The following is a 24,019-nucleotide window of genomic DNA, read 5'->3' as shown; positions in this document are numbered from 1 at the left end:
CTTAATTTTAATTGGTTAAAAACTAATTCCGGATGATAAATTGAAAAGCAATCCATAAGATTAACGCAATCAATATCACCAACAAATACAATGGATAGGGGCTGGCATGCTCACCATCCCTTTTTTTGAGGTTCCAAACATTTTTTTTCATCAGCTTCAATATTTTAAAGTTAAAACTCAATATTATTTAAAACCGGGAGGGAAAACCAATACGGAAAATTGCTGGTCTGAAATCATGGCTATTGATTCGCTATGACCGAAAAGCCGCGAAACGAAAGAATGATGGCCATGGGCCATAGCCAGTAAATCCGTATTTTTTTCCTGACAATAATGCCGCAAACCCCGGTGTACATCATCTGTAAACACCTGGTTGAAATTTAACCGATGTTGATTCAGGTATTTCCGGAAGCTTACTTCCGGTTCGATCTTCGTATTGACTTCGCCGTGAGGGATCATATGAACAATATCAAGTTCGAAGCCCAGCTTTACCGACAGATCGTGCAGAAAGCCCACTGCCTTGATATCGGCTGTTCCGAAATCGGTCGCAAAAACTACTTTTCCCGGGATGATGAAAGCTGCGTTCATAGGAATGATCAGAACCGGTTTTGTGGCTTTTCGCATAACTGCTGCAGTGTCGCTCCCGGACAGGATATGATCAAGTGCGCCGCCGGACCTGCCACCCATGATGACCAATAAGATGTCCGGATCATTAGTTAAATCGGCTATTACATCACCAATACTGCCGTCGCCATTTCTCTCCTCAATTCTTACCTCGCAACCCGGAGTCATTACCCCGATTTCCTTCAGTTTATCGGCCTCCTGCATCAGGCGTTCTTTGCTATCTTCAAAAAGCATATTAGCCGTTTCTGTAACATACGGCCCCCCGCTGTCACTGGGGATCAACGGGACATAGGGCAACGTATGGTATAACAAAATGCCAGCGCCTATTTTGGCAGCTATCCGCAACGCAGCCGCTTCGGCGTGCGAAGCATTGGCTGTGAAATCGGTAAGGACAAGCAGCTTTTTCATTTTTGTTTCTTTTTTAATTCGCTTCATAATTTCAGCGCTTCGTTTGTCGATTCCGCATCCGTTCCAGGTAGCGGGCTTACTCGTCTTTTACCGAAAGCTGAACTTCTGTTTCCGGCCGCCGCCCGTGTTCGGAAGTGGATTTTATATTATCTTTTTTAACTATCACTCAAAGTTAATCAACAGATGAGCGCCAATATATGACGGTGGGCATAAAAGCGACTGATATTAAGCATTTTAACTCAATACTAACAACAAGTTGGGCCCACTTTGTTTTTTTAGATTTTGCTATATCCACTTTTAGTGGGAAGCAGGATTGCCCTGGATTGGTGATTATGATTAGTTACAATAGTGACCAGCATCATTGTTGCCGCTTTGTCATCTCTGTAATTTTGTCTCGCAGCAAGATGAACGGACGGCGCTTTCTACCCCAGCCGTATGAATAAACAGGGAATCTGCAGCAGTGACTATCTTGTCGTATAATGACTTTCTATAAATGCGAACTAAGATGAATGCTATACTTGATCCGGAGATCCACGAAGTGATAAACGCCGTTCATTATCGGCCTGCATTATCTATCATTCTGCCGCTTGAACCACATATCGGTTTAGAAACAGAAATAGCCCATACCCTTAAAATTACTGCCGATAAAGCGGAGCGAGAACTACACCGATATTATCCTGACGAGCAGTGCCGGGTGGTTACGCAGAAACTTCAAAGGCTGATTGCCGGAGTAGATATTCCTGTAAAAAAGAAAGGGATGGCGCTCTTTGTGTCACCACTGTTCGAAAAAGTCCTTTACCTGGACTACCCTGTAATGGAGAAGCTGGTAGTGGATGAATCCTTTAAGGTGCGCGATCTGCTTTACGATGCCAAACAGGATGTCAGATTTATTTTATTGGTACTTAGCGCGCTGGAAAGCAAGGTATTTCTGGGAGATCACACCACCCTGACTCCGCTGCCGTCCAATATCCCCGGGTCTATTTATGCTTATATGACCGATATGCCTGAACGGATAAGTAATTTTTCGGATATAGGGGAGCATAAGCAGATTGTGATTGACAAATTCCTGCATCATATAGATGAAGAGCTGGGAAACCTGATCAATGAACGGCATTTGCCGGTGCTGGTGCTGGGGGCAGAAAGGATATTGGGCCAGTTTAAAAAACTGAGCAGAAATACCAGGTCGGTAATGGCCTATGTAGACGGTAATTATGAAAACGCGACGATTGTGGAGCTGACCGAACTGGTCCGGCCTCATTTAAGAGCCTTGAAGATGACGCGGCAACAGGAATTGCTGCAGCGCCTGGACAAAGCGGCCGGGCAACACCGTATTGCTACCGGCATCCAACAGGTATGGCGGGATGCCCATGACGGCAAAGGTCAATTGCTGATCGTGGAAAAGAATTATCGTTTTGCAGCGCAGCATGGCCCTGAACCTGGCATCATCGAAGCAGCTACAGAGCCTTATGATCACTTTGCATATATCCGTGATGCGGTGGATGACGCCATGGAAAAAGTTTTAATAAGTGGCGGGGATGTGGAGTTTACCGAGGACGGGGCGCTTGAACATTTTGATCATATAGCGCTGATTAAATACTATCAATAGCCAGCAAAATTAACAATTGACTAAATATTTATTCATTAAAAATCAATTAATTATGAAAACACAAGCATTAACCAGATTTACCGACGATATGCCGGTATTGTTCGAGGATCTCCTGAAGCCATGGAACGAATTATTTGACCGCCGCCTGTTCAGAAAAGAACTGAAAGTCCCCGCGGTTAACATCGCCGAACACAAGGACCATTACCTGGTATCGCTGTCGGCGCCTGGTTTAAAGAAAGAAGATTTTAATATCGATGTGGATGGTGATGTATTGACAATCAGCAGCGAAAAAGAAGAAAGCAAGGAAAAGAAAGAAGAGAAGTATACCCGCAAGGAATATAACTATTCCTCTTTCAGCCGCAGTTTTAACCTTCCGGAAGGGGCCGATAAGGAAAAAATAGCTGCCAAATACGAAGACGGCGTGCTGAACATTACCGTGCCGCGCGATCACCGGGGTAAAACCCCTCCTGCCAAACATATTGCGGTAAAGTGAGCAGCGTATAATAAAATAGCTACACCCTGCCGCTTTTATGCGGGTATTTAAGCCTTATAGCGGTGACCAGGAAATTTTTGCTGATTTGCGAAATCGGCGGCTCTTCCTGTCGATGCGCAACGAATCCGCGGACGAACATCGAAGATGGGCTGAGCGCGTGTGTCATAACTCTTCAATAAGACAATTGCCACTTGTTATTTCAAACCGTTCCAAAACTGCTAATTTATAATTATATGTCAGCTATTGTTACCATAACCTTTAACCCTGCCCTCGATAAAAGTACATCGATAGCCGAACTGATACCCGATAAAAAATTAAAATGCACCCGGCCGGTTTGTGAGCCCGGCGGTGGCGGTATTAACGTAGCCAGGGCTATTAAAAAGCTTGGAGGGGAAGCAATAGCAGTTTATCCTGCCGGTGGTGAAGCCGGGGAAAACATTACACGGTTGTTAACAGAAGAGACCGTTTCAACCCTCGCCATCCCTATAAAAAATCATACCCGCGAAAATTTGGTGATCGCCGATCAAACCCATCAAAAGCAATATCTTTTTGATATGCCCGGACCATCGGTTAGCAAACAGGAGTTGGAACAGTGCTTAAACGCCATCGCCGGGATACACGATGTTGCATTCATGGTTGTTAGCGGGAGCCTGCCCCCCGGCGTACCTCCCCACGTTTTTGAGACTATATCATCTATAGCACGAACAAAAAACGCCAAACTCATTGTTGATACGTCGGGCGACGCGTTGAAAGACGCCATAAAAGCCGGTGTCTACCTAATAAAACCCAATTTGACAGAATTAGCTTTGCTGGCCGGGAAAGATAAACTGAACTCCGCATCAATAGGTCATGCGGCCACGGAAATGATTGCATATGGCAAGTGCGAGGTTATAGTGGTTTCGCTGGGGGGGCTTGGGGCCATATTGGTAACAAAAGACCTGGAAATGAGTTTAACGCCGCCAGCACTGGCTACCAAAAGCACTGTAGGTGCTGGCGATAGTATGCTGGCGGGCATAGTACTTGGTTTGATGAAAAATACCTCCCTGGCCGATGCCGTCAGATACGGCGTTGCCTGCGGTTCGGCCGCTACTCTGCGTCCTGGTACCGAATTATGCACCAAAAAAGATGCTGATGACTTGTACAGCAAAATTGTAATAAAAAACATTAGGGAATACCATGTATCATAAAAGTCATAAAACTTCGTTAATGGATCATAACGATTCAGAGATAGTTTCTGTAGCTTTTTGGTAGAAATCAAGGGCGAAATCGGCAATAGCTGGTTCGGTTTTTTCAGGTTATCACACGAAGTAGACAATTCACCGTCGTGCCAGTTTCCGATCACGTCCTGAAATTGCGTTAGGTAACCTTCATTTATCCCGACTTCCGGTATTGGCTTAACGAGCGGGTAATTATACAACAATACCTTGATCCGTTTGCGGCAGTCGTGTAATTTATCAAACACAAGCGGATCTAAGGATCCCGCTATCAGCCGCAACTCATCCCTATAAAACAGCGTTATTGCAGTGTCGTCGATCGATTTTATTTTAGGTTTGAGCGCTTCTCCGGCAATGTTTATTTTTTTTAATATTTCTGCCCGTTTTTGCGAAATTTTCTTCTGACTTTTTTGCCTGATGATCGTCCTTGGCCGCCTGCGATCGTCCGGCTAACTCCGATTTGATCTGAGCGTTGCGTAAAACTCCCGCTTTTTAAATATCTTTTGGATGGGGCCGAAACTCCCGGTTAAAGACCGGTGACGTGAGGAACTGTCCGAAAACAACATCAGTAAAGCCTTTAGTTTTTTGACGTGTACTCTAAATTGACGCAGGTCTTCCTCTTGCCGTTTTTTTAAATAGGATTTCAGGTGCATCCTCATTGCTATCCACTCCTGCTTAAAATAACTGATGACTTTCTTCCTTTTCGTACGGAATTATCTCGTTTTTATTCCTTTTACAACCGGTTTCTGCCAACCCTGCAAATCAGCTTCCGCACGGAAAGCCAGGTTTCTGTTATCGCTGCGCCGTACTGGAATGGTGATGAAAATCATATCGCACCCTGACCAATATCATAGTAAATTTCATAGGTCCAGTCGTACTTTGATTAGAATTCTACAGGTTTTACTTAATCATTAAAATTATGAAAACAGACAGTCAAATTCAAAAAGACGTGATGGATGAACTGAAATGGCAACCATTTTTAAGTTCATCAGAAATTGGCGTGGCCGTAAAGAACGGTGTTGTTACCCTTTCAGGGATCGTCGATTCATATTCCAAAAAAATAGACGCCGAAAAGGCCGCCAAAAATGTAGCCGGGGTGAAAGCAGTTGCTGAAGATATTCAAGTAGGTGTATCACCAGTTTATCGTAAAACAGATGCGGAGATTGCACAAGCTGTTTTAAATGCGCTTAAGTGGCATAGCGCGGTACCTGACGACAAGATCAAAATCAAAGTGGAGAACGGGGTAGTGACCTTGGAAGGCGAGCTGGAATGGGAATACCAGCGTGTAAGCGCCAGAACAGCCATACAAAACCTAACAGGTGTGCGTTCGGTGACCAACCTGATCACCATGAAACCACGTGTCTCGCCGATTGAATTGGAGCAAAAGATCAGGGCTGCCTTTCATCGCAGTGCAAGTATTGACGCCAATAAAATACACCCGACGGTAAGTGGCACTACAGTAACACTTACCGGTAAGGTTCGTTCGTTTGCTGAAAGTGAAGACGCTGAAAATGCGGCATGGGCGGCACCTGGTGTTTACCACGTGCTCAATCAGCTCGATATTGAAGAGCCGGAACTGGTATATTAATTGCTTTCAGGCTGCCCGCCTTGGCCGGCGGGCAGCCTGGCACTGCAGGGCATGGATATCAAACACAGTTATGCCGGTGCAAGAATACATTGCGGACAAAAAGATAATTGATCATGAAAAAAATATTATTAGCCATTGACGCCGAAAGATTAAATCAAAAGAGTGTTGATTTTGCATGCTACCTCGCACAGCTAACCGGCTCTCCTCTGGCCGGTATGTTCTTGGAAGATATTCGATCCAAAAATGTACCTGGCTTAAAATTCGCCTATGGTGGCGTTTATGTGGAGACGATTGATACGGCGATGGATACTACTTCCGTACAAAAAATTGTAAACGATAATATTGCTGTTTTTAAAACTCACTGTGATTCGCGTATGGTTGCTTATGATATTTGTCATGGCTACGGTGAGCCTATCGAACAAATCGTTGCGGAATCACGGTTTGCGGACCTGTTGATTTTAGAGCCAACCTGTTTTTCGTCATCTCCGTTGGAAAAACCTTCAATTTTCGTCAAAGAAGCACTCTCGCGGTCCGAATGCCCGGTTGTTATATCCCCGTATGATTTTGACGAGGTAAACGAGATTATATTCGCTTCCGATGGCGATGCGCCGTCTGTTTTTGCGGCCAGACAGTTTACTTATCTTTTTCCAGAGCTAAGGGATAAAAAGGTCACCGTTCTGCAGGCAGGCGAACAAACCAATTTTAAAGCTGACGGTGAAGAGAAGTTGGAAAGCTATCTCAAATGTCACTACGGCAGCGTTGCTGCCGAAAAGCTGCCTGGTAAGCCGGAGGATAAATTGTTCGATTACCTGTTACGGAAAAAAGATGCATTTGCGGTTATGGGGGCTTATGGTCGTAGCAAGCTGTCAAACATGTTAAAGCATAGTACAGCCGAATTGCTTATTGAGGGCAACATGCTTCCAATATTTATTGCCCATCATTGATCCGCCAGAGAGCTATGATGAGTAAAGCTGATATTTTTGGTTACGAACCTGATCATAAATACAATAAGGCCGTTGCCTATTTCGCTATGGAATTCGGTATTGACCAGGCACTTAAAACCTACTGCGGTGGCTTAGGTTATTTAGCGGGTTCGCATATGCGCAGTGCATTCGCGTTAAAGCAAAATGTGATTGGTGTAGGCATCTTGTGGAAATATGGTTACTATGATCAGGTGAGAAGTTCGGACGGATTATTAAATCCCGTCTTTATTAAAAAGAGCTATTCTTTTTTAGAAGATACCGGAATTATAGTCACCGTCCGGATACACCAGGCTCCGGTACATGTTAAAGCATATTTATTATCACCTTCAGTATTCGGTACGGCCCCCATTTTATTACTAAGTACCGATATACCCGAAAACGATTATCTCTCCGGGACGATAACGCACCGCCTTTATGATCCTAACGAATCCACCCGCATCGCACAAACTATCGTTTTAGGAATCGGTGGCGCACTTGTACTCGAAGCCCTGGGCATTGCCCCGGATGTTTACCATATGAACGAAGGTCATAGCGTGACGCTCGGCTTCTATCTGTTTGAAAAATACAAAGATATAGCCGAAGTGCGGAGGCGCTTGGTTTTTACTACCCACACGCCCGAAGCCGGCGGAAATGAAGAACATCGCATCAGTTTCCTGAGCGATATGTCGTTCTTTTGTTCATTGCCCGAAGCAGAGATAAGAATGCTGCTTGACATGAATGGCGAAATCTTTAATTATACTGTTGCGGCCCTCAGATTTTCGCGGAGAGCTAATGGAGTTTCTAAGCTCCATGCAGAAACCGCCAATCAAATGTGGGGAAATACCCCTGGCATATGTCCGATCCTGTCAATAACCAATGCTCAGAACAAGGCCTACTGGAAAGATGATATTTTAGACGGCGCAATCCTGAGTGATAACGATGAATTGATCAAAGCCAGGAAGAAAGAGTTAAAGCGGTGCCTTTTCAAGATCGTTGCAGACCAGTGTGGGAAAATTTTCGATGAAAATGTATTAACTATCGTATGGGCACGGAGGTTTTCGGGTTATAAACGGCCGGAACTTATCATGGCTGATTGGAATGAATTCGTAGGTTTAGTAACCGATAAACAATGCCCGGTTCAGATCATATGGGCAGGAAAACCTTATCCTGAAGATGCTGTCGAAATTGGCAAATTTAATTTCATCATTAAACAGACCGCTGATCTGGCCAATTGTGCAGTGTTATTGGGGCACGAACTGGCTCTGTCGGCATTATTAAAAAGAGGGTCTGACATTTGGTTAAATACCCCGCGCAAATATCACGAAGCTTCGGGAACCAGTGGAATGACAGCTGCCATGAATGGTAGTATCAATTTGTCTATTCCTGATGGCTGGGTTCCGGAATTTGCCGTTGACAGGAAGAATTGTTTTTTAATACAAACTGCAGCCGATGGGGCAGGGCAGGAACAGGCTGATCAGATGGAATATCGCAATCTGTTTGATACCTTAACCAAGGTGGTTATCCCGATGTATTACCACGACCAGGAGCAATGGTTGCGCATCATCAAAAAGGCTGCTGCAGATATAGTCCCCCGATTTGACTCCGGGCGGCTTGCGCATGAGTATTATGAACAATTGTACCTGTAAAAATATTAAGGCATCAACAGTACTGCGGCGCCATTTATTTTACCCGTTCTTAACAGGTTTATCGCCGTGTTGGCATCCGCCAGTTTGAAAAATTGGGTTTGAGTGACGACGCGTAATTTTTTCAGACTGCTAAAAAAGTCAGCGCCATCCTTCCGGGTTAAATTAGCTACCGAACGCAGGCTTCTTTCCTGCCATAAAATGCTGTATGAAAAGGATGGTATATCCGTCATATGGATACCGCCACAAATCACCTCGCCACCTTTGTCCGTATTTCCTAACGCTTTAACTACTAACTCGCCCGCCGGGGCAAATATCATGGAAGCATCTAATCTTTCCGGCGGGGTATCCCCACTTTCGCCAGCCCAGGCGGCACCCATACGCAATGCAAATGCCTGTGCCTCCTGGTCATCTCTTTTGGTAAAAGCAAAGATATTTTTACCTTCAGCTTTGGCGATCTGGGTAATAATATGCGCGGCGGCCCCAAAGCCATAAATCCCGATATTTTTGGCACTCTGGCGGATCATCCGGTACGAACGATACCCAATCAGGCCCGCACAAAGCAGAGGTGCGTTTTCAGGACCTTGGTAAGCCGTCCCAAGCAAGAAACAAAAGCGGGCATCTGCAACTGTATATTCGGCGAAACCGCCGTTGATGGTATAACCGGTAAATCCGGCGTTATCGCATAAGTTTTCACGTCCTTGCAAACAAAATTTGCAGGTGCCGCAGGTATATCCCAACCAGGGAACCCCTACGATATCGCCCGGTTTAAAACTGCCGGCATCGCTGCCGCAAGCTACAACCCGCCCAATGATCTCATGTCCCGGTATCAGCGGGAACTTAGCCTCTGGCAGTTCCCCGTCGATAATATGCAGATCTGTCCGGCATATCCCACACGCAGTTACCTTAATTAGTACCTGATCGTTATTGGGCGCCGGGACGTTCAGTTGTTTCAAAACAAGGCTGGTGCCGTAGGCTTCCAACACCATCGCCTGCATTGATTCTGGATGCTTCATCTTATGTACATTGTTAGCTATCCATAAAATTCGCGCAATTAATCCCCAAAACTGCTGACTATCATCATACAAAAAATTGATCGCACGCATAAAGATGATTAGAGACCCGAAAATGTCGGAGTACAAAGTCAGCACATTTTCGCGATTCAACATGTGAAGATATAATCATCATCAGTAATTTTCGTGCCTTAGCTCATAGGCTTACCCAACAGGTTGCTTTATTATTGTGACGAATTGTAAGAGTACAAATATGCCAAGTAAAATGAAAGACGCCAGGACAAATTTCATGAAGCGCACAATTACAGGTGCGGTATTGGTACTTGTTATTTTGTGCGCCGTTGTCTGGAATATATATAGTTTTGTTGCTTTGGCGGTGGCCATTAATATACTCTGCCTGACAGAATTTTATCGCCTGTTACAATCAAAAACGTTCTTGCCACAAAAGGTAAATGGTATTGCCCTGTCTGTTTTGATACTTATTGCTTCCGCAATGGCATTCTATCAGCAAAACCTGAAATTTGTTTTGATAAACATACCTGCAGTTTTCGGTGTTTTTGTGGCTGAACTATACCGAAAGGCCAGCCACCCGTTTTATAACCTGGCCCTTACGTTTTTGGGCATCTTTTGTATTACAGTACCGCTGTGCTTGTTGGTTGGCGTAGCATTACTGCCAACCGGCAGAATGTTTTATCATGCCGATATCGTGCTGGGCTGTTTTATCCTGATCTGGACCAGTGACACCTCTGCGTACCTTATTGGCCGTAGCTTTGGTGAACACGCTTTATTTAAACGGATATCACCCGGTAAAACCTGGGAGGGGAGCATCGGTGCATTTTTATCTGTTACCTATATGGCCTATTTTATTTCGTGCTATTTTAAAAGCCTGAGCGCCGGCATGTGGCTGATTGTGGCGATGATTGTGCTGATAGCCGGGACATACGGAGATCTCATCAAATCGATGATGAAAAGGAGCCTGGGCGTTAAAGACTCGGGTACGCTGCTTCCGGGCCACGGAGGGATGCTCGATCGCTTTGATTCCCTGTTAGGCTCTGTACCTTTTATATTGGGTTATTTACTGTTATTCTATGAAGCATAAACCGGCCTGTCTTGCAATCAACCTGATTACGATGTACCGGATAATTGCGGCGCCCATACTTTTTATATTGATTTTTGCGGCCCGGTTCGAATTATTTAAGTGGATGCTGGCATTTAGCTTTTTAACCGATGCGGTCGATGGTTTTCTCGCCCGCAAGTATAATGTAACCAGCAAACTTGGGGCAACTATAGATTCGATAGGAGATGATTTAACGGTGGCAGCAGGGATATTCGGTATTATCCGTTACAGGCCGGGGTTTTTAAGCCAGGAGTATTTACTGGTTACGCTGCTGATTACTCTCTACCTGGCACAGGTTATACTGGCGCTTGTCAGGTATGGCCGTATGAGCAGTTTTCATACCTATGCAGCCAAGCTCGCAGCGATTTTTCAGGGCGTATTTTTAATTCTTTTTTATTTTATATCTCCTTCATCCAACTGGCTGTTTATACTGGCTGCCTTGCTCACCGTTTTCGATTTATTGGAAGAGATTCTGCTTGTTATTATACTTCCGCGGCACCAAAGTAATGTTAAGGGCTTGTACTGGGTTTTTAAAAGAAAATAAAAAATAAGATCAACTATGTTTAACAGCTATTAATAAGCGGTCCAGCCGCCATCGGCAGTAACAACGGCGCCATTAATAAAACTTGATTTTTCGGATGCCAGGAATAAGGCCAGTTCCGCAATTTCAGATGGCTCGGCACTTCGCGGATTGTTATTTGTTCCGGCGTTCATACGGTCGAAACCAAACGCGTTACTTTCCATGCCCTGTACAATATTCGTGTTAACGCCGCCTGGTGCGATGGCATTACACCGGATATTTTTTAGTGCATACTGGTACCCGATACTTTTGGTAAGGCCTATAAGCGCATGTTTTGATGCCGTGTAAGCTGCACCTGCGCGGCCGCCAAACAGTCCGCCGATAGAAGAAATATTGATAATATTGCCCGCCCCCTGTTGCAAAAAAAGATTGATAGCCTTGCGGCAGGTATAAAAAGGGCCGTTCAGATTAATCCCCATTACCTGGTTCCACAGCGCTGTACTTACATCGCCGGCTGGCGTGAAACTATCCATAATGCCCGCATTGTTAACCAGTATATCCAATTTATGATATGTTTTTAAAACATAATCCAGCAAGAGGTCAACATCGCTTTCCTTGGCAATGTCAACAATTAAACAGTAAGCATTTCCTCCCCCGGCCTTAATGCCTGCTGCTACCGCTTCTATATTTTCCTGGTGAATGTCAGCCAAAACAACGCTCGCTCCCTCATGGGCAAAAAGTTCTGCTATCGCTTTACCAATCCCTGATCCCGCTCCGGTAACCAGGGCTACTTTTTTGTTTAATGTATGCATGATAGGTTCTCATTAACATCATTTATATAGTTGATTTGTCAATCAGGGTTTTAGCTTTTTGAGTTTGAATGATAGATGAACCCTGAATATCCCCGAAAAGATAAAAGCGATACTTGTCCACATGAGGATATTGGCAATGCCAAACGCCGGATTTGCTAAAATGGCCAGTGCCAACAAAATGATGATGATCCCGACAACAAGGAGCCAGCCCCAGTCCCATATACCATATGCGCGCATCTCGATAGCACTGCCTATAGCCATAAACCCCCTGAAGAGCATCCAAAAACCAACAATGAAAGGTAAAACAGCCATTGTAATTACCGGGTAGCCCATCAGGTATCCGCCTATAAAAAGGTCGATCAGCCCGCTGATGAGTATCCAAACCCAACCTTCCAGAGATTTGCTGTTAGCGATTGAAAAAATAACTTCGAACAAGCCTGCGACGAACATACAGAATGCGAACGCCAGGCTAAGTGAAATATAGGACTGAACCGGGCTTGCTATAATCCAGATTCCGAGCCCGATCATCACGATCCCGCCAATCAGGATTAGCCACCAATGATTAACTATTGTACGGATATTTTTTAAAATAATTGTTGCCATAATCTGTTTTATTTAATCGGTTTAAAATTTAATTATTGCTCGATCAAAGTTGAATAAATAAGAGTGCGTAAAGAATGATCATGGTCAACATCACGAATGATAATCAGCACCAATCGCCGGTAGCTTTTCATCAATCAGCCCTGGACGAAGTTCATGGTAAAGCAGGCTCCTTCGCCAGGTTTGCTGGTTAAAGTCATCGTGCCGTTCATTAATTGCACATATCTCAGCACGATATTCAGGCCCAAACCGGTGCCGGGGATACTGCCATCTTGCTTGATCCGGAAAAAAGGCTTGAATAAGTTTTTCATATCTTTTTCGCCGATACCCACACCATCATCATTGACAGCAATAATGATCTGGCCAGAATCGACCATAGTTTTTAACAAAATATGTGCATCCTTACCCGCATATTTAATAGCATTTGAAATAAGATTAATAATCGAATTCCTGATCAGGTGCTCGTCGAGGCCGGAGACTTCAGAACCTCCTTCGGCCTCGTAGCGCAAAGCCTGTCCGGGCTTCACTATCGTCTGCAGATCTTCTACAATATCTGAGCAAAGCTCCTGCAGGTTAAACGAGGTGTAAACAGGTTTGACCTTCCCCGTGTTGAGCTTTTCTAGTGATAGAAAGTCTTCCAAAATCCCGTTTAAATTATTAATGGAGTTTTTTATTTTTTGACAATGCTTGATGATATTTTCCCTGTCCTGTGTGCCGTTGTATTTTTCAATCAGGTTAACCGATAGCAAAACTGAACTTAGCGGCGTTCGGAATTCATGCGATGCCAGGGAGACAAAATTACTTTTGAGCGTACTGATGTCTTTTTCTTTTTCATACGCTCGCATTTCTTTGCCAAACTCGGTTAAAACCAGATAGATCAGAAAAGATACGATCGCCAGGATAAGCAGGACCCCGGTAATAACGGATATGGATGTGCGTTCACGTAATCTGCCGTTCTCGCGGATTCTTTCCTTCAATAATGACTGTTCGCTTTTTTTAACGGTATCGATGGTCGTCCTGATTGCTTCAAGTGTTTTTTGTTGTTCAATACTCCTTCTCTGAGTAAATGCAGACGGCTCGCTTCCGGTTTGTTGGATATTTAGCAGGTTACTCACATGCGTAGAGATCATTTGTGCCCTGGCTTTCTGCGGTTTATTATCCTGAACTAAATCTGTGAGGGCTGTGGTCTTACGAAGGAGATCGGCGGTTTGTGCCCTGTCCGCCGGATGGTCGGGGAAATTCTCGGACTGAACAGCAGTTTCCCTGGCTCTGATAAGATCTGTTACCTCTTGTTGTAAAGACGCGACGGCGTTTAAAACGATATAAGTGCGCTCAATCCACTTTTCTTCCTCTTTCTGTTTATCAGAAAAATATAGGGCGACCATCGCGACAGATAGGACCAACGCGAGTGCAAGCCCACTGCCCAGGTATAACAGCGGCGGAAACTTTCTTAGCACTTTAACACTGGTCGTTGATCGTGATGAAGTGATATCGTTGTCGTTACCCTGGTAACGGGTATCCGGTTTTTCATGTTTTAATCTCATGACAACTCGAATTATATCTAAAGTTGAGTAATTAGTAGGGCAAAAAAAATGACTTAGGACACCTATTGAGTGCCGTGAGATTTCCACATGTTTTTTGGCCGCCGTACGCGAAGCCCGACCTCTTCCGGAACCTGATTCCAATCACCGGACGGATTGACGGGCGTCATTCTTTAGTTTGGTACCGGCATTTAATTTTAAGCGACAAAATGTAAACAGGTAAAATTAAATTCAGTACCAATGAAAAAGATCAGTGTAGCATTCGACGGTTTGAAGTTTTCGACTGCGACCATGCAATATGCCCTTAAAATTGCTCAGGAAAGTAAGGCATTGCTCTCCGGTATATTTCTTGAGGACTTTCTTTACCATAGTTATACAACCTTCGATATGGTAGGAAGCCAGGGCGTTTCGGCTACCAAACTACGGGGCCTGATTTACGAAGATAAGCGAACCAGAGCGCAAGCTGCTGCTGTTTTCGAGGATAATAGTAAAAAACAGGGGATCAATTATACCGTCCATTTCGACAAAAGTTTTGCCCTTGAAGACCTGGTTAAAGAGAGTATCTATAGCGATCTGTTACTGATAGGGAGTAGCGAAACCCTCAGTCACTATCATGAAGAACCGCCCACATCGTTTATCCGCAATCTGCTGGCGAAAACGCAATGTCCGGTGTTGATACTCCCCAGCGAATATCATGATATCAGCCGGGTAATTATGCTGTATGATGGCCAGCCATCATCGGTATTCGCTATCAAGATGTTCCACTACCTTATGCCCTGGCTATCTAAGGTTGAAAAGGAAATAATTCACGTTGGCGCTGATGTCGATCGTACTGATGATAAGTTGTTAAATGAATATATTACCTGTCACCATCCGGCCGCAAAATACAAACCAATAAACGGTTCACCGGACATCGTCATTTCCCAATATTTAAAAAAAGCGCCGCCGGGTAGTATGGCCGTATTAGGTGCCTATGGACGCGGGTCGCTTTCGCGGTTGTTGAAGGCAAGCATGGCTGATACATTGATGCAAGAAATACAGATGCCGCTATTTATCGCACACAGCAAATGACGATGGCCATAGCCAAATCGATCAAGCGTGCCCCCAACCTTAATCAAACAGCAAAATCCGCCGGCAATGATAATTGCCAAATCCATGAAGGTTAAAGTAACTTTGCCGTAAAGATCAAGTGTTTTATATGTTGTGCTCAAACCCAAAAATGATTTGCAACATATTAAATAATATCTTATTATTGTATTAGCGTAAGCTGCATCTACTTTTTTTTAAGACTACCATCTAACACACCGTTCACATTCATTTGCTGGTACTATCTATTTGTTCATTTTAATTTATGATGTATGAAAAAGCTCATATTAATCATCGAAGATAATGAAGATATCAGAGAAAATTCGGCAGAGCTTTTAACCCTTGCAGGATTTGAAGTAATTGTTGCCTGTAACGGCGGGCAGGCACTCGAACTGATCGGCGAACGGAAGCCCGACGTGATTATATGCGATATCGTAATGGGTGATATGGACGGATACGAAGTCTTATCGCAGCTGAAACAAAACGCGCTTACTTCGGATATACCTTTCATATTCTCTTCTGCTTTGTCCGAAAAAAAAGACCAATTCAAGGCATGGTCGCTGGGAGCTGCTCATTATCTCGTCAAGCCATTTGATGTGCATGAACTGATGTCGTGCATTGATAAATGTTTGACAGCAAAGCCGAGACTGAGAAAAGGTGATGAGTATCAATCCAGCAGTTGATAGGTATCATAGAAGAGCCGTAGCCTCGCGGCTATTTTTGCCATTAAAAATGGCATGGAAAATCATACCAACCAGGCAATTCTTACTAACCTGCTAAATTATGATGCCAGCAGATTTATAAGTGCTGAAATGCTGTTGAAAAAACAGTTTAACTGTTTGGGTCGACCATGCCCATTCGGCGCAGCTAAAGATGATCATGTTCAGATACCTGAATATCATCCATCAACACATCGAAAAAATGCACCAAACCATGTTGGATGAAAAGATCAGTTCGTTAAGCCTGGCTAACGCAGTGGTGTGTACATTTATAGAAGAAACTGACGAAAAGCTTCTCAATTGTACCCCCGGCGATCAGGATACCTGCATCTTAACCTGCTTAATGGATATTAACCACTATAAAATAGGTAAATACAACACCGCCGCCACCTTTGCCGAAGTTTTGCACAAGGACACAGTAGCCTCATTTTTTTATTTTCTGGAAAGCAACGAGCGCGAAATCAATAATCGCCTGTACCACCTGGCAGACGAAGAACTACACCTGAGTTATCGATAATTTTCGCATAGTGACAACGATCATGCGGAGTTGTGACGGGAGTCAAGGCCATTGCAAAGTGCCCAAGGTAGTTTTGTTTTACAAAACAAAGAGCCATGGAAACAAATTCGACAATTACCATCCTCCGGCAGTTGCTGGATGACGACATCCGAAGGTTAATCAGCGCTGAAGCTGAGTTGGCCAACAGCCTGGTTGTATGGTCAAAAAAGGCCGGTGCCTTACCGCTCAAAATGCTTCTGCAGGAGTACAATCAGCAAACAGAAAGCCATATTGAAAAACTGAATGCCTATGCGGCCGCGGAGCAGATCAATGCGATCAGTATCGCTAACCGGGTTATGAAAGCTTACATTGATGAGACTGACGATAAATTGGCAGCCTGTTCGCTGTCGGACGTGCGGGATGCATCTCTTTTAGCATCTGTACAAAGTATTTGCCATTTTAAGATCAGCATGTACGGAACGGCGGCAACTTTCGCTAATCTGCTCGACTTAAAGGAGGCGGCCAAGGTATTTCACGAAGCAGAGTCGAACGAGAAAGGTATGGATGAAAGACTGTCTTTCCTTGCCGAAGATCATATTAACAAAAAAGCCAAGTCGCCGGTAGCTTTGCCATTATGATAACTGAACTATGCGCTACCACGTATTCACAACGGATTATGATGGAACATTAGCGGTTAACGACCGTGTTTCTGCCGAATCGGTCCGGTCACTGATCAGGCTAAAGGCAACCGGTCGTAAGCTGGTATTGGTTACAGGTAGAGAACTGGATGAATTGAAAAATGTCTTTCCGGAACATCGCCTGTTTGACCGGATTGTTGCGGAGAATGGTGCACTGATCTATCGCCCTGCTACCCTTGAAATTAAATTACTCGGCCAACTGCCACCTGTAGATTTCATCGATAGCCTGCGAAGCAAGAATGTACCGGTTTCGGTCGGGCGCGTCATTGTTGCTACTCATGAGCCATATCACGCAACGGTACTCGAAACCATCAAGGAAAAAGGATTGGAATACCAGGTGATTTTTAATAAGGGCGCCGTGATGATATTGCCTCCCGGCATCAATAAAGCTACTGGGTTGCATGAGGCTTTGCGGGAAATGTCAACCTGCGCACATAATACTATAGCTATTGGCGATGCCGAAAACGATAATGCCATGCTGCAATTTGCCGAGTGCGCTGTGGCTGTTAATAATGCTCTCTCCCAGGTAAAGGAAGCCGCCGACTGGATTACCGAACCGTCATACGGTGAAGGTGTACAACAATTGATAGCAGCGTTGATCAATGATGATCTTTGTAATTTAGATATCAAAATGACACGTCATTATTTAAAGATAGGCGAAGAAATGGATGGTTCGCCATTTCTTATCAGCCCATACGACAACCGTATCTTACTTGCCGGTACATCCGGATTCGGTAAAAGCACATTAGCAGCTGCCTTACTCGAAAAACTTATTGTTAAACAATATCAGTTCTGTGTGATCGACCCGGAAGGAGATTACCTGGATTTTCCGGATGTGGTTACTGTAGGCAACAGCGTACAACCACCGGTAATAACAGAGGTGCTGCGGTTACTTCATCAAGCAGAAGAGAATGTAGTTGTTTGTATACTGGCGATACCTTTTAACGATAGGCCAGCTTTTTTTGCGAAGCTCATGAATGAGATTTTTATATTACGCGCCCATACCGGGCATCCGCATTTTCTCGTTCTTGATGAGGCACATCATCTCATTCCAAAAGAAAACTGTTCCACTTTTTACAATTTCCCCGAAGACCTGAACAATTTTATGGCCATTACAACCAGGCCCTCATTACTTAATATAGACTTTTTGAAACGGATGAACCTCGCCATGACGATGGGTGAACTGCCGGATAAAACGATGCACTCGTTTACTATGCTAGTTGGTGAAGAAGCAGATATACCCAAAGGTTTGGTTTTCCAAAAAGGGGACGTATTGGTATGGCAAAAACAAAAAGGCAGCCCCCGCCTGGTGCGAAGTGATATGCCCGGGCAGCTCATGATGCGGCATAAGCGCAAATATGCTGCCGGAGACATGGGTAACAATAGTTTTTATTTCAAAGGACCATCGTGCAAGCTCAACCTGAAAGCTAATAATCTGCTGATCTTTATCCAAATGGCCGCAGGCGTTGACGATGAAACCTGGTTATATCACTTACACAGGCACGATTATTCTAAATGGTTCCGAAATTCGGTAAAAAATGAACTCCTTGCCGAGCGTACCGAACGAATTGAAAATCGTGAGCAAGGAGCCGATTGTTCACGGCAGGCGATTTTTAAACTTATCCTCGAAGATTATACTGCGGCCGCCTGACCTGCTATGTGCCTCAGAACACAATGCTGACAAGTATCATTTTGGGTGATGATGCAGATTGTACGCTCGCATACCGCAGATGGTCAGCAACTATTGATTGTTGGCAGGCTTGATCATAAAACAGGCCACGAAGACCCTGAAAAAGCTTTCGCCGATCTGGAAAAATACATCCGCAAATATTACAATGTATCGTCGGTCAAATACCGTTGGTATAGTGAAAACACGCCGATAGCCACTACCGCAGCTACAACCATGATGACTGTGTTCTGCTATCTTGTATCGTTGTATCGTTGGCTTTATTACTTTTGAAAGGCCGGGTAAAGCATTCAGTTACACCACCGGCTGCCAGCAGGAGCTTGATAAGGCCCAGGTGCCGGAAGTAATTGAACTCCTGGCAGATATCAGGACAATCCGGCATCGTGGGGTTGGCTACACGATAATCAACCCTACCCGTTTACCACCTCACCGCCATTAACGTGGATGACCTGGCCCGTGATGAACGAAGCATCGTCCGAAGCCAGAAAAACATAGGCGGGCGCTAATTCCGAAGGCTGCCCGGCACGTTTCATTGCGGTTTCGGAGCCAAAATCTTTAATTTTATCCGCATCAAAAGTGGAAACGATCAGCGGTGTCCATACAGGGCCGGGTGCGACGGCGTTAACGCGGATCTTCTTTTTTACAATATTGGTCGCTAAGGAACGGGTAAAGGAAGTGATGGCACCCTTGGTTGAAGAATAATCCACCAGGTTGGGCGACGAACGGTAAGCCGTTACCGAAGTGGTGTTGATGATACAATCCCCAGCCTTCATAAATTCCAGTGCCTCATTGGCGAAATGGAAATAGGCGTAGATATTGGTACGGAAGGTATCGTCCAGTTGTTTTTCGTCGATGGCTTTCGGGTCTTTTTGTGGCACCTGCATCCCTGCGTTATTGACCAGGATATTAAGCCCACCCAGTTTCTGTACCGTTTGCTGCACGGCTTTTTTACAGAAAGCGCTCCTTTTAACATCGCCTTTCAAAAGAAGACAGGTGCGTCCTTCGGCTTCAACCAAGGAACGGGTCATTTTGGCATCCACCTCTTCATCATAATAAACAATGGCAATATCCGCCCCTTCGCGTGCGAAATGGATACTCACAGCCCGGCCTATGCCGCTATCACCTCCGGTAATAAGGGCAACCTTGTTTTTGAGCTTGCCCGAACCCGTATAGTTGGGTTTTATATACTCAGGAGCCGGGGCCATCTGCGCTTCGATGCCGGGTTGCCGGTTTTGTTTTTGAGGTGTGTTTGCCATGATGATATTGCTTTATTATATAACCTTTATTACCGGCAATAGTTTAGAAACAAATAAAACAGGCTGACGCTTTCGCTGTTGAGCAATAACCTATGAAAGATATTGCACAACGTTTTTCTGAAAACCCCTTATTGCTCCCTAAAGACCTGCAACCCAGCAATGCAGGTTTGCAGATCATCAGTTTATTAAACCCGGGTGTCTTTCGCTTTCAAGATAAAACCTGGTTATTGGTTCGCGTGGCCGAAGGTACCGCGCAAAAAGAAGGCGTGATCTTTTTTCCAGTGCTGAACGCAACCGGTAATACAGAGATCATCGAAGTGCCCTTAAATGACCCTGACCTGATCGCGACGGATGCCCGCGTGATCAATTATAAAGGATTGGATTACCTGACCACCATCTCGCATTTACGCCTGATGGCGAGTGATGACGGTATTCATTTTACTGAGCAGGATGGTTATGCACCTTTATTTGGACAGGGCTACCTGGAACGGTTCGGCATTGAAGATTGCAGAGTTACACAAATTAACGATACTTATTACCTGACTTATACCGCTGTTTCGGACAGCGGCGTAGGTGTTGGTTTACAAACCACCAAAGACTGGCAGCATTTTGAGCCGGGTGGGATGATATTGCCGCCACATAATAAAGATTGCGCGCTGTTTGAGGAGAAGATAAGTGGCAAATACTATTGTTTGCACCGGCCGAGCAGCAAGGAGATCGGCGGCAATTATATCTGGCTGGCCGAATCTTCAGACGGCAGGCAATGGGGCAATCACCAGTGTTTGATCAAAACCCGTTCTGGTTTATGGGATAGCGCCCGTGTAGGTGCAGGCGCCGCACCGATCCGTACCGAACAAGGCTGGCTGGAGATCTATCACGGTGCCAATGCCGAGCACCGTTACTGCCTCGGCGCTTTTTTAATGGATATCAATGATCCTTCCATAGTACTGGCACGCACCACCGAACCAATCATGGTGCCCACCGAGCCCTATGAATTGAGCGGTTTTTTTGGTTATGTGGTTTTTACCAACGGCCATATTGTATATGGGGACAAGTTAGTTATCTATTACGGCGCAGCTGATGAGTTTGTTTGCGGTGCGCATTTTTCGATCAAGGAAATACTAAGCAGGCTAAGCTAAATCAGCAAGTATCCACTACGACCATTACCGGTTTAAAGATAAAAAGCTACCTGATCAACAAGTGACCTTTCAAAACTTAGCACTATTTTCTATTTATTTCACGCTGTCATGGATCTTTTGAATGGCCTACAGGTGCATTTTTAGGGTAGTCAAGGTTTTTATGGCAAAGGTTTTCAGGTCGGCATCTTTAGTTTTTAGTTGCGTCTTCGAATTCCTTAATATCCATTTTATGATCGTCGGTCATATTACTGACATAAGCCTTGTCAAAATCGCAGCCGAAGTCTTTGACCTTAGCATTCGCTGCTTTCTGCTGCGCCAGTTGCCCCGGTTCCACTTAGGCCGTGCCGCCGAATTGCCCAGTGACAGGTTAGCAAAACGTGGGTCAGGGCGCGGTACCCCTGGCATTGAATTGTATGTCAACCAGTCTGGGTAAAATATGTTTCTAATTAATTAAAAAAATAAATATTATAGAAAATATCTAAACAAAAAAGAATGTTTCTCAGTTAATATTATACATCTTTTATTGCCGCTATTCGCGGGTTAATGGGTAATTGAAATATAAAATGCTAAGTTTTTTACAATGAGCGCAGCTTCACCCTGGCTTTTAAATATTAATAAGCAACTCAATGAACCTGGTCTCCAATCGGTTTTTGGGCGGGAAGTATCGGGTTATTTATTTAAAGTTTTCCTAACCAATGATTCCTGCTGGTTGATCGTCTACTGGCCCAAAGGCAGTCGCATCGCCTTTCGGATGGCTTACTCGCCCGATGATCAGTTGGAGCTGAAAAGGGTTTTGGCAAACGACCGGGCTGTCACTTTTACCATCAGCTCGCTGATGGGCGAATACGAGGTTGTTTTAACCCTAAGCAGCGAAGAAACACCGGTCATACGTTTAAAAACGACCTTGCAAACGGCAGCTCCGCTATTGTTTCCGTACTGGCCGCGCGATATCGTGCCATTGGGTGCAAGTAGCAGCGATGTGCTGGCTGAAGGCGAAGTTAAAGTAAGCCAGGTGGGTGCGCGTTCGGGTCAGCTTTACTTTAACTTAACCCGGCCGAGAGCCGGTTCGGTTTTGTACCTGCAAAACCTCACTGCACTTGCAGATTACAACCAGGATACAGAAACGTCGGCAGGCGGCACCGTTGGTGGCGAATGGCCTGAAATTGGTTTCGCTCTGCCGCCAACACTTAAAAATAAATCGCTCAAGGCCAATAAGGTTTATACCCTGAGCGATGCCATTATCGCCTTTTCTGAAGAGGTACCGGCAGATGAGCCGGCTATGGTGCAGCAGTATTTAGACCTGCTGGCAGCAATTTATCTGAAGCTGTCCACTCCGGCAACTACTTACAAACATTGGCCGGATATCCTGCAAAAAGGGCTGGATGATCTTCAGAAAAGCCCCGGTTGCTGGTCGCAGGTTAGTGGCAACCACTATTTTAACGCTTATGTGTGTGATTATAAAACACCGCCCGAAATTATGGTACAACTGGCTGTGCTGTTACCGTTAACAGACTATACAGCGTGGAGCGGCACACAACTCGAAATGATAGACAAAATTAAGGCCGGTTTGCCAGCTTTTTATAACGAAGAGCTTGGCACCATTATGCGTTGGCACCCTAAAATGGCCGATACCATGGAGGGTGAAGAAGAACATAAAAAACCGCTGGTCATGGATTCCTGGTATCTCCAGCATCCGCTGCTCAATTTGTCGCGGCTTGCCTTGAAAGGCGATAAGATCGGCAAAAAGCTGTTCCTGGACTCGCTCGAATTTGCGATTAAGGTAGCCCGGCATTTTGATTATGCCTGGCCGGTCTTTTACAACATGGATACGCTCGAGGTGGTCAAAGCCGAAACACAACCCGGTAAGGGCGGTGAAAAAGACGTACCAGGTTTGTATGCACACGTGATGTTGCAAGCCTGGGAGCTGACCGGAGAAAGGCGTTATTTGACCGAGGCAGAAAAAGCAGCACAGCGTTTGCACAGGCTTGGCTTCGAATTATTTTACCAGGCCAATAATACCTCGTTTTCTGCGGGCGCTTTATTGCGGTTATATAGGATCACTAAAAAAGAGATATATAAAGACTTAAGTTACTTGTGCCTGGCCAATGTTTTCAAAAATGTTAAGCTATGGGATTGTAACTACGGTTACGGGAAAAACTTTCCATCCTTTTTCGCCCTGTTCCCGTTGAACGATGCGCCTTATACGGCAGTTTATGAAGAGCAGGAAGTTTTCTGCGCTTTCCATGATTACCTGCACCATGCCCGTGGCCAGGATATCCTGCCATCGGTAAGACTATTGCTGTCCGAATATATTCGTTTCCTGATTGACCGCGCGGTGTATTATTATCCCACGATGCTGCCGAAAGAACTATTGTCGGAGAAAGTAAAGACAGGCGAAGTTGATCCTAATCTTTGGATAGCATTGGAAGACCTGCACGATGGCTGGGAGAAATCGGGCGAAGTAGGCCAGGAAGTTTATGGGGCAGGTAATGCTTTCGGCATCGTTCCGCGGCACTATATGCGGGTAGTCGGTCAGCCCTTTATGATCTATACCGATTACCCGACCTATGGTTTTTCTTCAACAAAGCAACGTCAGGCCGAATTTAGGTTGGCTGGCGACGGCCGGCTCGCAGCCCGGGTTATGCTCGTAAAAACGGGTAAAGAAAAAATTCCCGCATTCGAGATAAGGGCCCGTGGCCAACAAGAAAGCTTAAAAGGGAGGCAAACAAAAGAAGGCCACCTGGAATTTACCGTCCCCGGCGATAGTGAAATTCAGATCAGTTGGCATAAGCGTTGATAA

General features: G+C 45.0%; 22 protein-coding genes and 1 pseudogene. 16 read left to right on the top strand and 7 right to left on the bottom strand.

Annotated elements, in window-relative coordinates; translation table 11 throughout:
• Positions 1-183: 183 nt before the first annotated feature.
• Complete coding sequence (locus BEL04_RS07010; RefSeq protein WP_066001692.1) at positions 184-1,029, bottom strand: universal stress protein; 846 nt, start codon at positions 1,027-1,029, stop codon at positions 184-186.
• 505 nt (positions 1,030-1,534) lie between these two features.
• Here BEL04_RS07010 and BEL04_RS07005 point away from each other — a divergent pair.
• From BEL04_RS07005 to glgP, 6 genes are all read left to right on the top strand, one after another.
• Positions 1,535-2,635: a hypothetical protein gene (locus BEL04_RS07005; RefSeq protein ID WP_066001691.1), complete on the top strand. Its 1,101-nt coding sequence runs from the start codon at positions 1,535-1,537 to the stop codon at positions 2,633-2,635.
• 52 nt (positions 2,636-2,687) lie between these two features.
• Positions 2,688-3,128 carry an Hsp20/alpha crystallin family protein gene (locus BEL04_RS07000; protein ID WP_066001689.1) on the top strand — a complete coding sequence of 147 codons (441 nt, stop codon included), beginning with the start codon at positions 2,688-2,690 and terminating at the stop codon, positions 3,126-3,128.
• Between the two features lie 233 nt (positions 3,129-3,361).
• On the top strand, positions 3,362-4,315 hold the full coding sequence (locus BEL04_RS06995; RefSeq protein WP_066001687.1) for a 1-phosphofructokinase family hexose kinase: 954 nt from the start codon (positions 3,362-3,364) through the stop codon (positions 4,313-4,315).
• Positions 4,316-5,261: 946 nt separating this feature from the next.
• Complete coding sequence (locus BEL04_RS06990) at positions 5,262-5,930, top strand: BON domain-containing protein (protein ID WP_066001686.1); 669 nt, start codon at positions 5,262-5,264, stop codon at positions 5,928-5,930.
• A gap of 113 nt (positions 5,931-6,043) precedes the next feature.
• The gene (locus tag BEL04_RS06985) at positions 6,044-6,874 is read left to right on the top strand and encodes a hypothetical protein (protein WP_066001684.1); all 831 of its coding nucleotides are present in this window, start codon (positions 6,044-6,046) and stop codon (positions 6,872-6,874) included.
• Positions 6,875-6,888: 14 nt separating this feature from the next.
• A complete protein-coding gene (gene glgP, locus BEL04_RS06980; RefSeq protein WP_066001682.1) occupies positions 6,889-8,538 on the top strand; it encodes an alpha-glucan family phosphorylase in 1,650 nt (549 codons plus the stop codon).
• A gap of 5 nt (positions 8,539-8,543) precedes the next feature.
• Here the strand turns inward: glgP and BEL04_RS06975 are convergent, their stop codons facing one another.
• The gene (locus BEL04_RS06975; RefSeq protein WP_066001680.1) at positions 8,544-9,551 is read right to left on the bottom strand and encodes a zinc-dependent alcohol dehydrogenase family protein; all 1,008 of its coding nucleotides are present in this window, start codon (positions 9,549-9,551) and stop codon (positions 8,544-8,546) included.
• A 286-nt stretch (positions 9,552-9,837) separates the two neighbouring features.
• On the opposite strand from BEL04_RS06975, the gene BEL04_RS06970 reads away from it, so the two are divergent.
• Positions 9,838-10,647 (top strand): phosphatidate cytidylyltransferase, encoded by an 810-nt coding sequence (locus BEL04_RS06970; RefSeq protein ID WP_066003529.1) that lies wholly within the window; start codon positions 9,838-9,840, stop codon positions 10,645-10,647.
• The gene (locus BEL04_RS06965) at positions 10,637-11,209 is read left to right on the top strand and encodes a CDP-alcohol phosphatidyltransferase family protein (RefSeq protein ID WP_066001678.1); all 573 of its coding nucleotides are present in this window, start codon (positions 10,637-10,639) and stop codon (positions 11,207-11,209) included. Before BEL04_RS06970 ends, BEL04_RS06965 begins: the two co-directional genes overlap by 11 nt.
• Before the next feature lie 29 nt (positions 11,210-11,238).
• Here BEL04_RS06965 and BEL04_RS06960 read toward each other — a convergent pair whose 3' ends face one another.
• The 3 genes from BEL04_RS06960 to BEL04_RS06950 all read right to left on the bottom strand — a co-directional run bounded on the left by BEL04_RS06960 (position 11,239) and on the right by BEL04_RS06950 (position 14,141).
• The gene (locus BEL04_RS06960; protein ID WP_066001675.1) at positions 11,239-11,997 is read right to left on the bottom strand and encodes a glucose 1-dehydrogenase; all 759 of its coding nucleotides are present in this window, start codon (positions 11,995-11,997) and stop codon (positions 11,239-11,241) included.
• Positions 11,998-12,039: 42 nt separating this feature from the next.
• A complete protein-coding gene (locus BEL04_RS06955; protein WP_066001673.1) occupies positions 12,040-12,600 on the bottom strand; it encodes an HdeD family acid-resistance protein in 561 nt (186 codons plus the stop codon).
• Between the two features lie 134 nt (positions 12,601-12,734).
• Positions 12,735-14,141, bottom strand: coding sequence for a HAMP domain-containing sensor histidine kinase (locus tag BEL04_RS06950; protein WP_066001671.1), 1,407 nt, complete (start codon positions 14,139-14,141; stop codon positions 12,735-12,737).
• 237 nt (positions 14,142-14,378) lie between these two features.
• On the opposite strand from BEL04_RS06950, the gene BEL04_RS06945 reads away from it, so the two are divergent.
• From BEL04_RS06945 to BEL04_RS24185, 6 genes and pseudogenes are all read left to right on the top strand, one after another.
• Positions 14,379-15,209 (top strand): universal stress protein, encoded by an 831-nt coding sequence (locus BEL04_RS06945; protein WP_066001668.1) that lies wholly within the window; start codon positions 14,379-14,381, stop codon positions 15,207-15,209.
• 287 nt (positions 15,210-15,496) lie between these two features.
• Positions 15,497-15,907 carry a PleD family two-component system response regulator gene (locus BEL04_RS06940; RefSeq protein ID WP_066001665.1) on the top strand — a complete coding sequence of 137 codons (411 nt, stop codon included), beginning with the start codon at positions 15,497-15,499 and terminating at the stop codon, positions 15,905-15,907.
• A gap of 172 nt (positions 15,908-16,079) precedes the next feature.
• Positions 16,080-16,460 (top strand): annotated as a pseudogene (locus BEL04_RS06935) (hypothetical protein); the annotation flags it as partial.
• Positions 16,461-16,555: 95 nt separating this feature from the next.
• Positions 16,556-17,077, top strand: coding sequence for a ferritin-like domain-containing protein (locus BEL04_RS06930; RefSeq protein WP_066001661.1), 522 nt, complete (start codon positions 16,556-16,558; stop codon positions 17,075-17,077).
• A 10-nt stretch (positions 17,078-17,087) separates the two neighbouring features.
• Entirely contained in the window at positions 17,088-18,788 is a 1,701-nt protein-coding gene (locus tag BEL04_RS06925) for an HAD-IIB family hydrolase (protein ID WP_066001659.1), read from the top strand.
• 48 nt (positions 18,789-18,836) lie between these two features.
• Entirely contained in the window at positions 18,837-19,097 is a 261-nt protein-coding gene (locus BEL04_RS24185) for a hypothetical protein (RefSeq protein ID WP_066001657.1), read from the top strand.
• Positions 19,098-19,234: 137 nt separating this feature from the next.
• On the opposite strand, the gene BEL04_RS06915 is transcribed toward BEL04_RS24185, so the two are convergent.
• Positions 19,235-20,080: an SDR family oxidoreductase gene (locus tag BEL04_RS06915; RefSeq protein WP_066001655.1), complete on the bottom strand. Its 846-nt coding sequence runs from the start codon at positions 20,078-20,080 to the stop codon at positions 19,235-19,237.
• 92 nt (positions 20,081-20,172) lie between these two features.
• On the opposite strand from BEL04_RS06915, the gene BEL04_RS06910 reads away from it, so the two are divergent.
• Complete coding sequence (locus tag BEL04_RS06910; protein WP_066001651.1) at positions 20,173-21,219, top strand: glycoside hydrolase family 130 protein; 1,047 nt, start codon at positions 20,173-20,175, stop codon at positions 21,217-21,219.
• Between the two features lie 187 nt (positions 21,220-21,406).
• On the opposite strand, the gene BEL04_RS24180 is transcribed toward BEL04_RS06910, so the two are convergent.
• Entirely contained in the window at positions 21,407-21,553 is a 147-nt protein-coding gene (locus tag BEL04_RS24180; RefSeq protein WP_175404008.1) for a hypothetical protein, read from the bottom strand.
• Positions 21,554-21,799: 246 nt separating this feature from the next.
• Here BEL04_RS24180 and BEL04_RS06905 point away from each other — a divergent pair, with 246 nt between their 5' ends.
• The gene (locus BEL04_RS06905; protein WP_066001648.1) at positions 21,800-24,016 is read left to right on the top strand and encodes a hypothetical protein; all 2,217 of its coding nucleotides are present in this window, start codon (positions 21,800-21,802) and stop codon (positions 24,014-24,016) included.
• Positions 24,017-24,019: the final 3 nt, after the last annotated feature.

The sequence above is a fragment of the Mucilaginibacter sp. PPCGB 2223 genome (genome assembly GCF_001705515.1).
In the GTDB taxonomy this organism is placed as follows: domain Bacteria; phylum Bacteroidota; class Bacteroidia; order Sphingobacteriales; family Sphingobacteriaceae; genus Mucilaginibacter.
This window is presented reverse-complemented; position numbering and strand designations above follow the sequence as displayed.

Bases quoted from the DNA above. Each gene is read 5' to 3' on its own strand.
- BEL04_RS06905 (WP_066001648.1), top strand. From the start codon at position 21,800: ATGAGCGCAGCTTCACCCTGGCTTTTAAATATTAATAAGCAACTCAAT.
- BEL04_RS06960 (WP_066001675.1), bottom strand. From the start codon at position 11,997: ATGCATACATTAAACAAAAAAGTAGCCCTGGTTACCGGAGCGGGATCA.
- BEL04_RS06995 (WP_066001687.1), top strand. From the start codon at position 3,362: ATGTCAGCTATTGTTACCATAACCTTTAACCCTGCCCTCGATAAAAGT.
- BEL04_RS06910 (WP_066001651.1), top strand. From the start codon at position 20,173: ATGAAAGATATTGCACAACGTTTTTCTGAAAACCCCTTATTGCTCCCT.
- BEL04_RS06940 (WP_066001665.1), top strand. From the start codon at position 15,497: ATGAAAAAGCTCATATTAATCATCGAAGATAATGAAGATATCAGAGAA.
- BEL04_RS06950 (WP_066001671.1), bottom strand. From the start codon at position 14,141: ATGAGATTAAAACATGAAAAACCGGATACCCGTTACCAGGGTAACGAC.
- BEL04_RS06970 (WP_066003529.1), top strand. From the start codon at position 9,838: ATGAAGCGCACAATTACAGGTGCGGTATTGGTACTTGTTATTTTGTGC.
- BEL04_RS07010 (WP_066001692.1), bottom strand. From the start codon at position 1,029: ATGAAAAAGCTGCTTGTCCTTACCGATTTCACAGCCAATGCTTCGCAC.
- BEL04_RS06915 (WP_066001655.1), bottom strand. From the start codon at position 20,080: ATGGCAAACACACCTCAAAAACAAAACCGGCAACCCGGCATCGAAGCG.
- BEL04_RS07000 (WP_066001689.1), top strand. From the start codon at position 2,688: ATGAAAACACAAGCATTAACCAGATTTACCGACGATATGCCGGTATTG.
- BEL04_RS06985 (WP_066001684.1), top strand. From the start codon at position 6,044: ATGAAAAAAATATTATTAGCCATTGACGCCGAAAGATTAAATCAAAAG.
- BEL04_RS06965 (WP_066001678.1), top strand. From the start codon at position 10,637: ATGAAGCATAAACCGGCCTGTCTTGCAATCAACCTGATTACGATGTAC.
- BEL04_RS07005 (WP_066001691.1), top strand. From the start codon at position 1,535: ATGAATGCTATACTTGATCCGGAGATCCACGAAGTGATAAACGCCGTT.
- BEL04_RS06930 (WP_066001661.1), top strand. From the start codon at position 16,556: ATGGAAACAAATTCGACAATTACCATCCTCCGGCAGTTGCTGGATGAC.
- BEL04_RS06945 (WP_066001668.1), top strand. From the start codon at position 14,379: ATGAAAAAGATCAGTGTAGCATTCGACGGTTTGAAGTTTTCGACTGCG.
- glgP (WP_066001682.1), top strand. From the start codon at position 6,889: ATGATGAGTAAAGCTGATATTTTTGGTTACGAACCTGATCATAAATAC.
- BEL04_RS06955 (WP_066001673.1), bottom strand. From the start codon at position 12,600: ATGGCAACAATTATTTTAAAAAATATCCGTACAATAGTTAATCATTGG.
- BEL04_RS06925 (WP_066001659.1), top strand. From the start codon at position 17,088: ATGCGCTACCACGTATTCACAACGGATTATGATGGAACATTAGCGGTT.
- BEL04_RS06990 (WP_066001686.1), top strand. From the start codon at position 5,262: ATGAAAACAGACAGTCAAATTCAAAAAGACGTGATGGATGAACTGAAA.
- BEL04_RS24185 (WP_066001657.1), top strand. From the start codon at position 18,837: ATGATGCAGATTGTACGCTCGCATACCGCAGATGGTCAGCAACTATTG.
- BEL04_RS06975 (WP_066001680.1), bottom strand. From the start codon at position 9,551: ATGAAGCATCCAGAATCAATGCAGGCGATGGTGTTGGAAGCCTACGGC.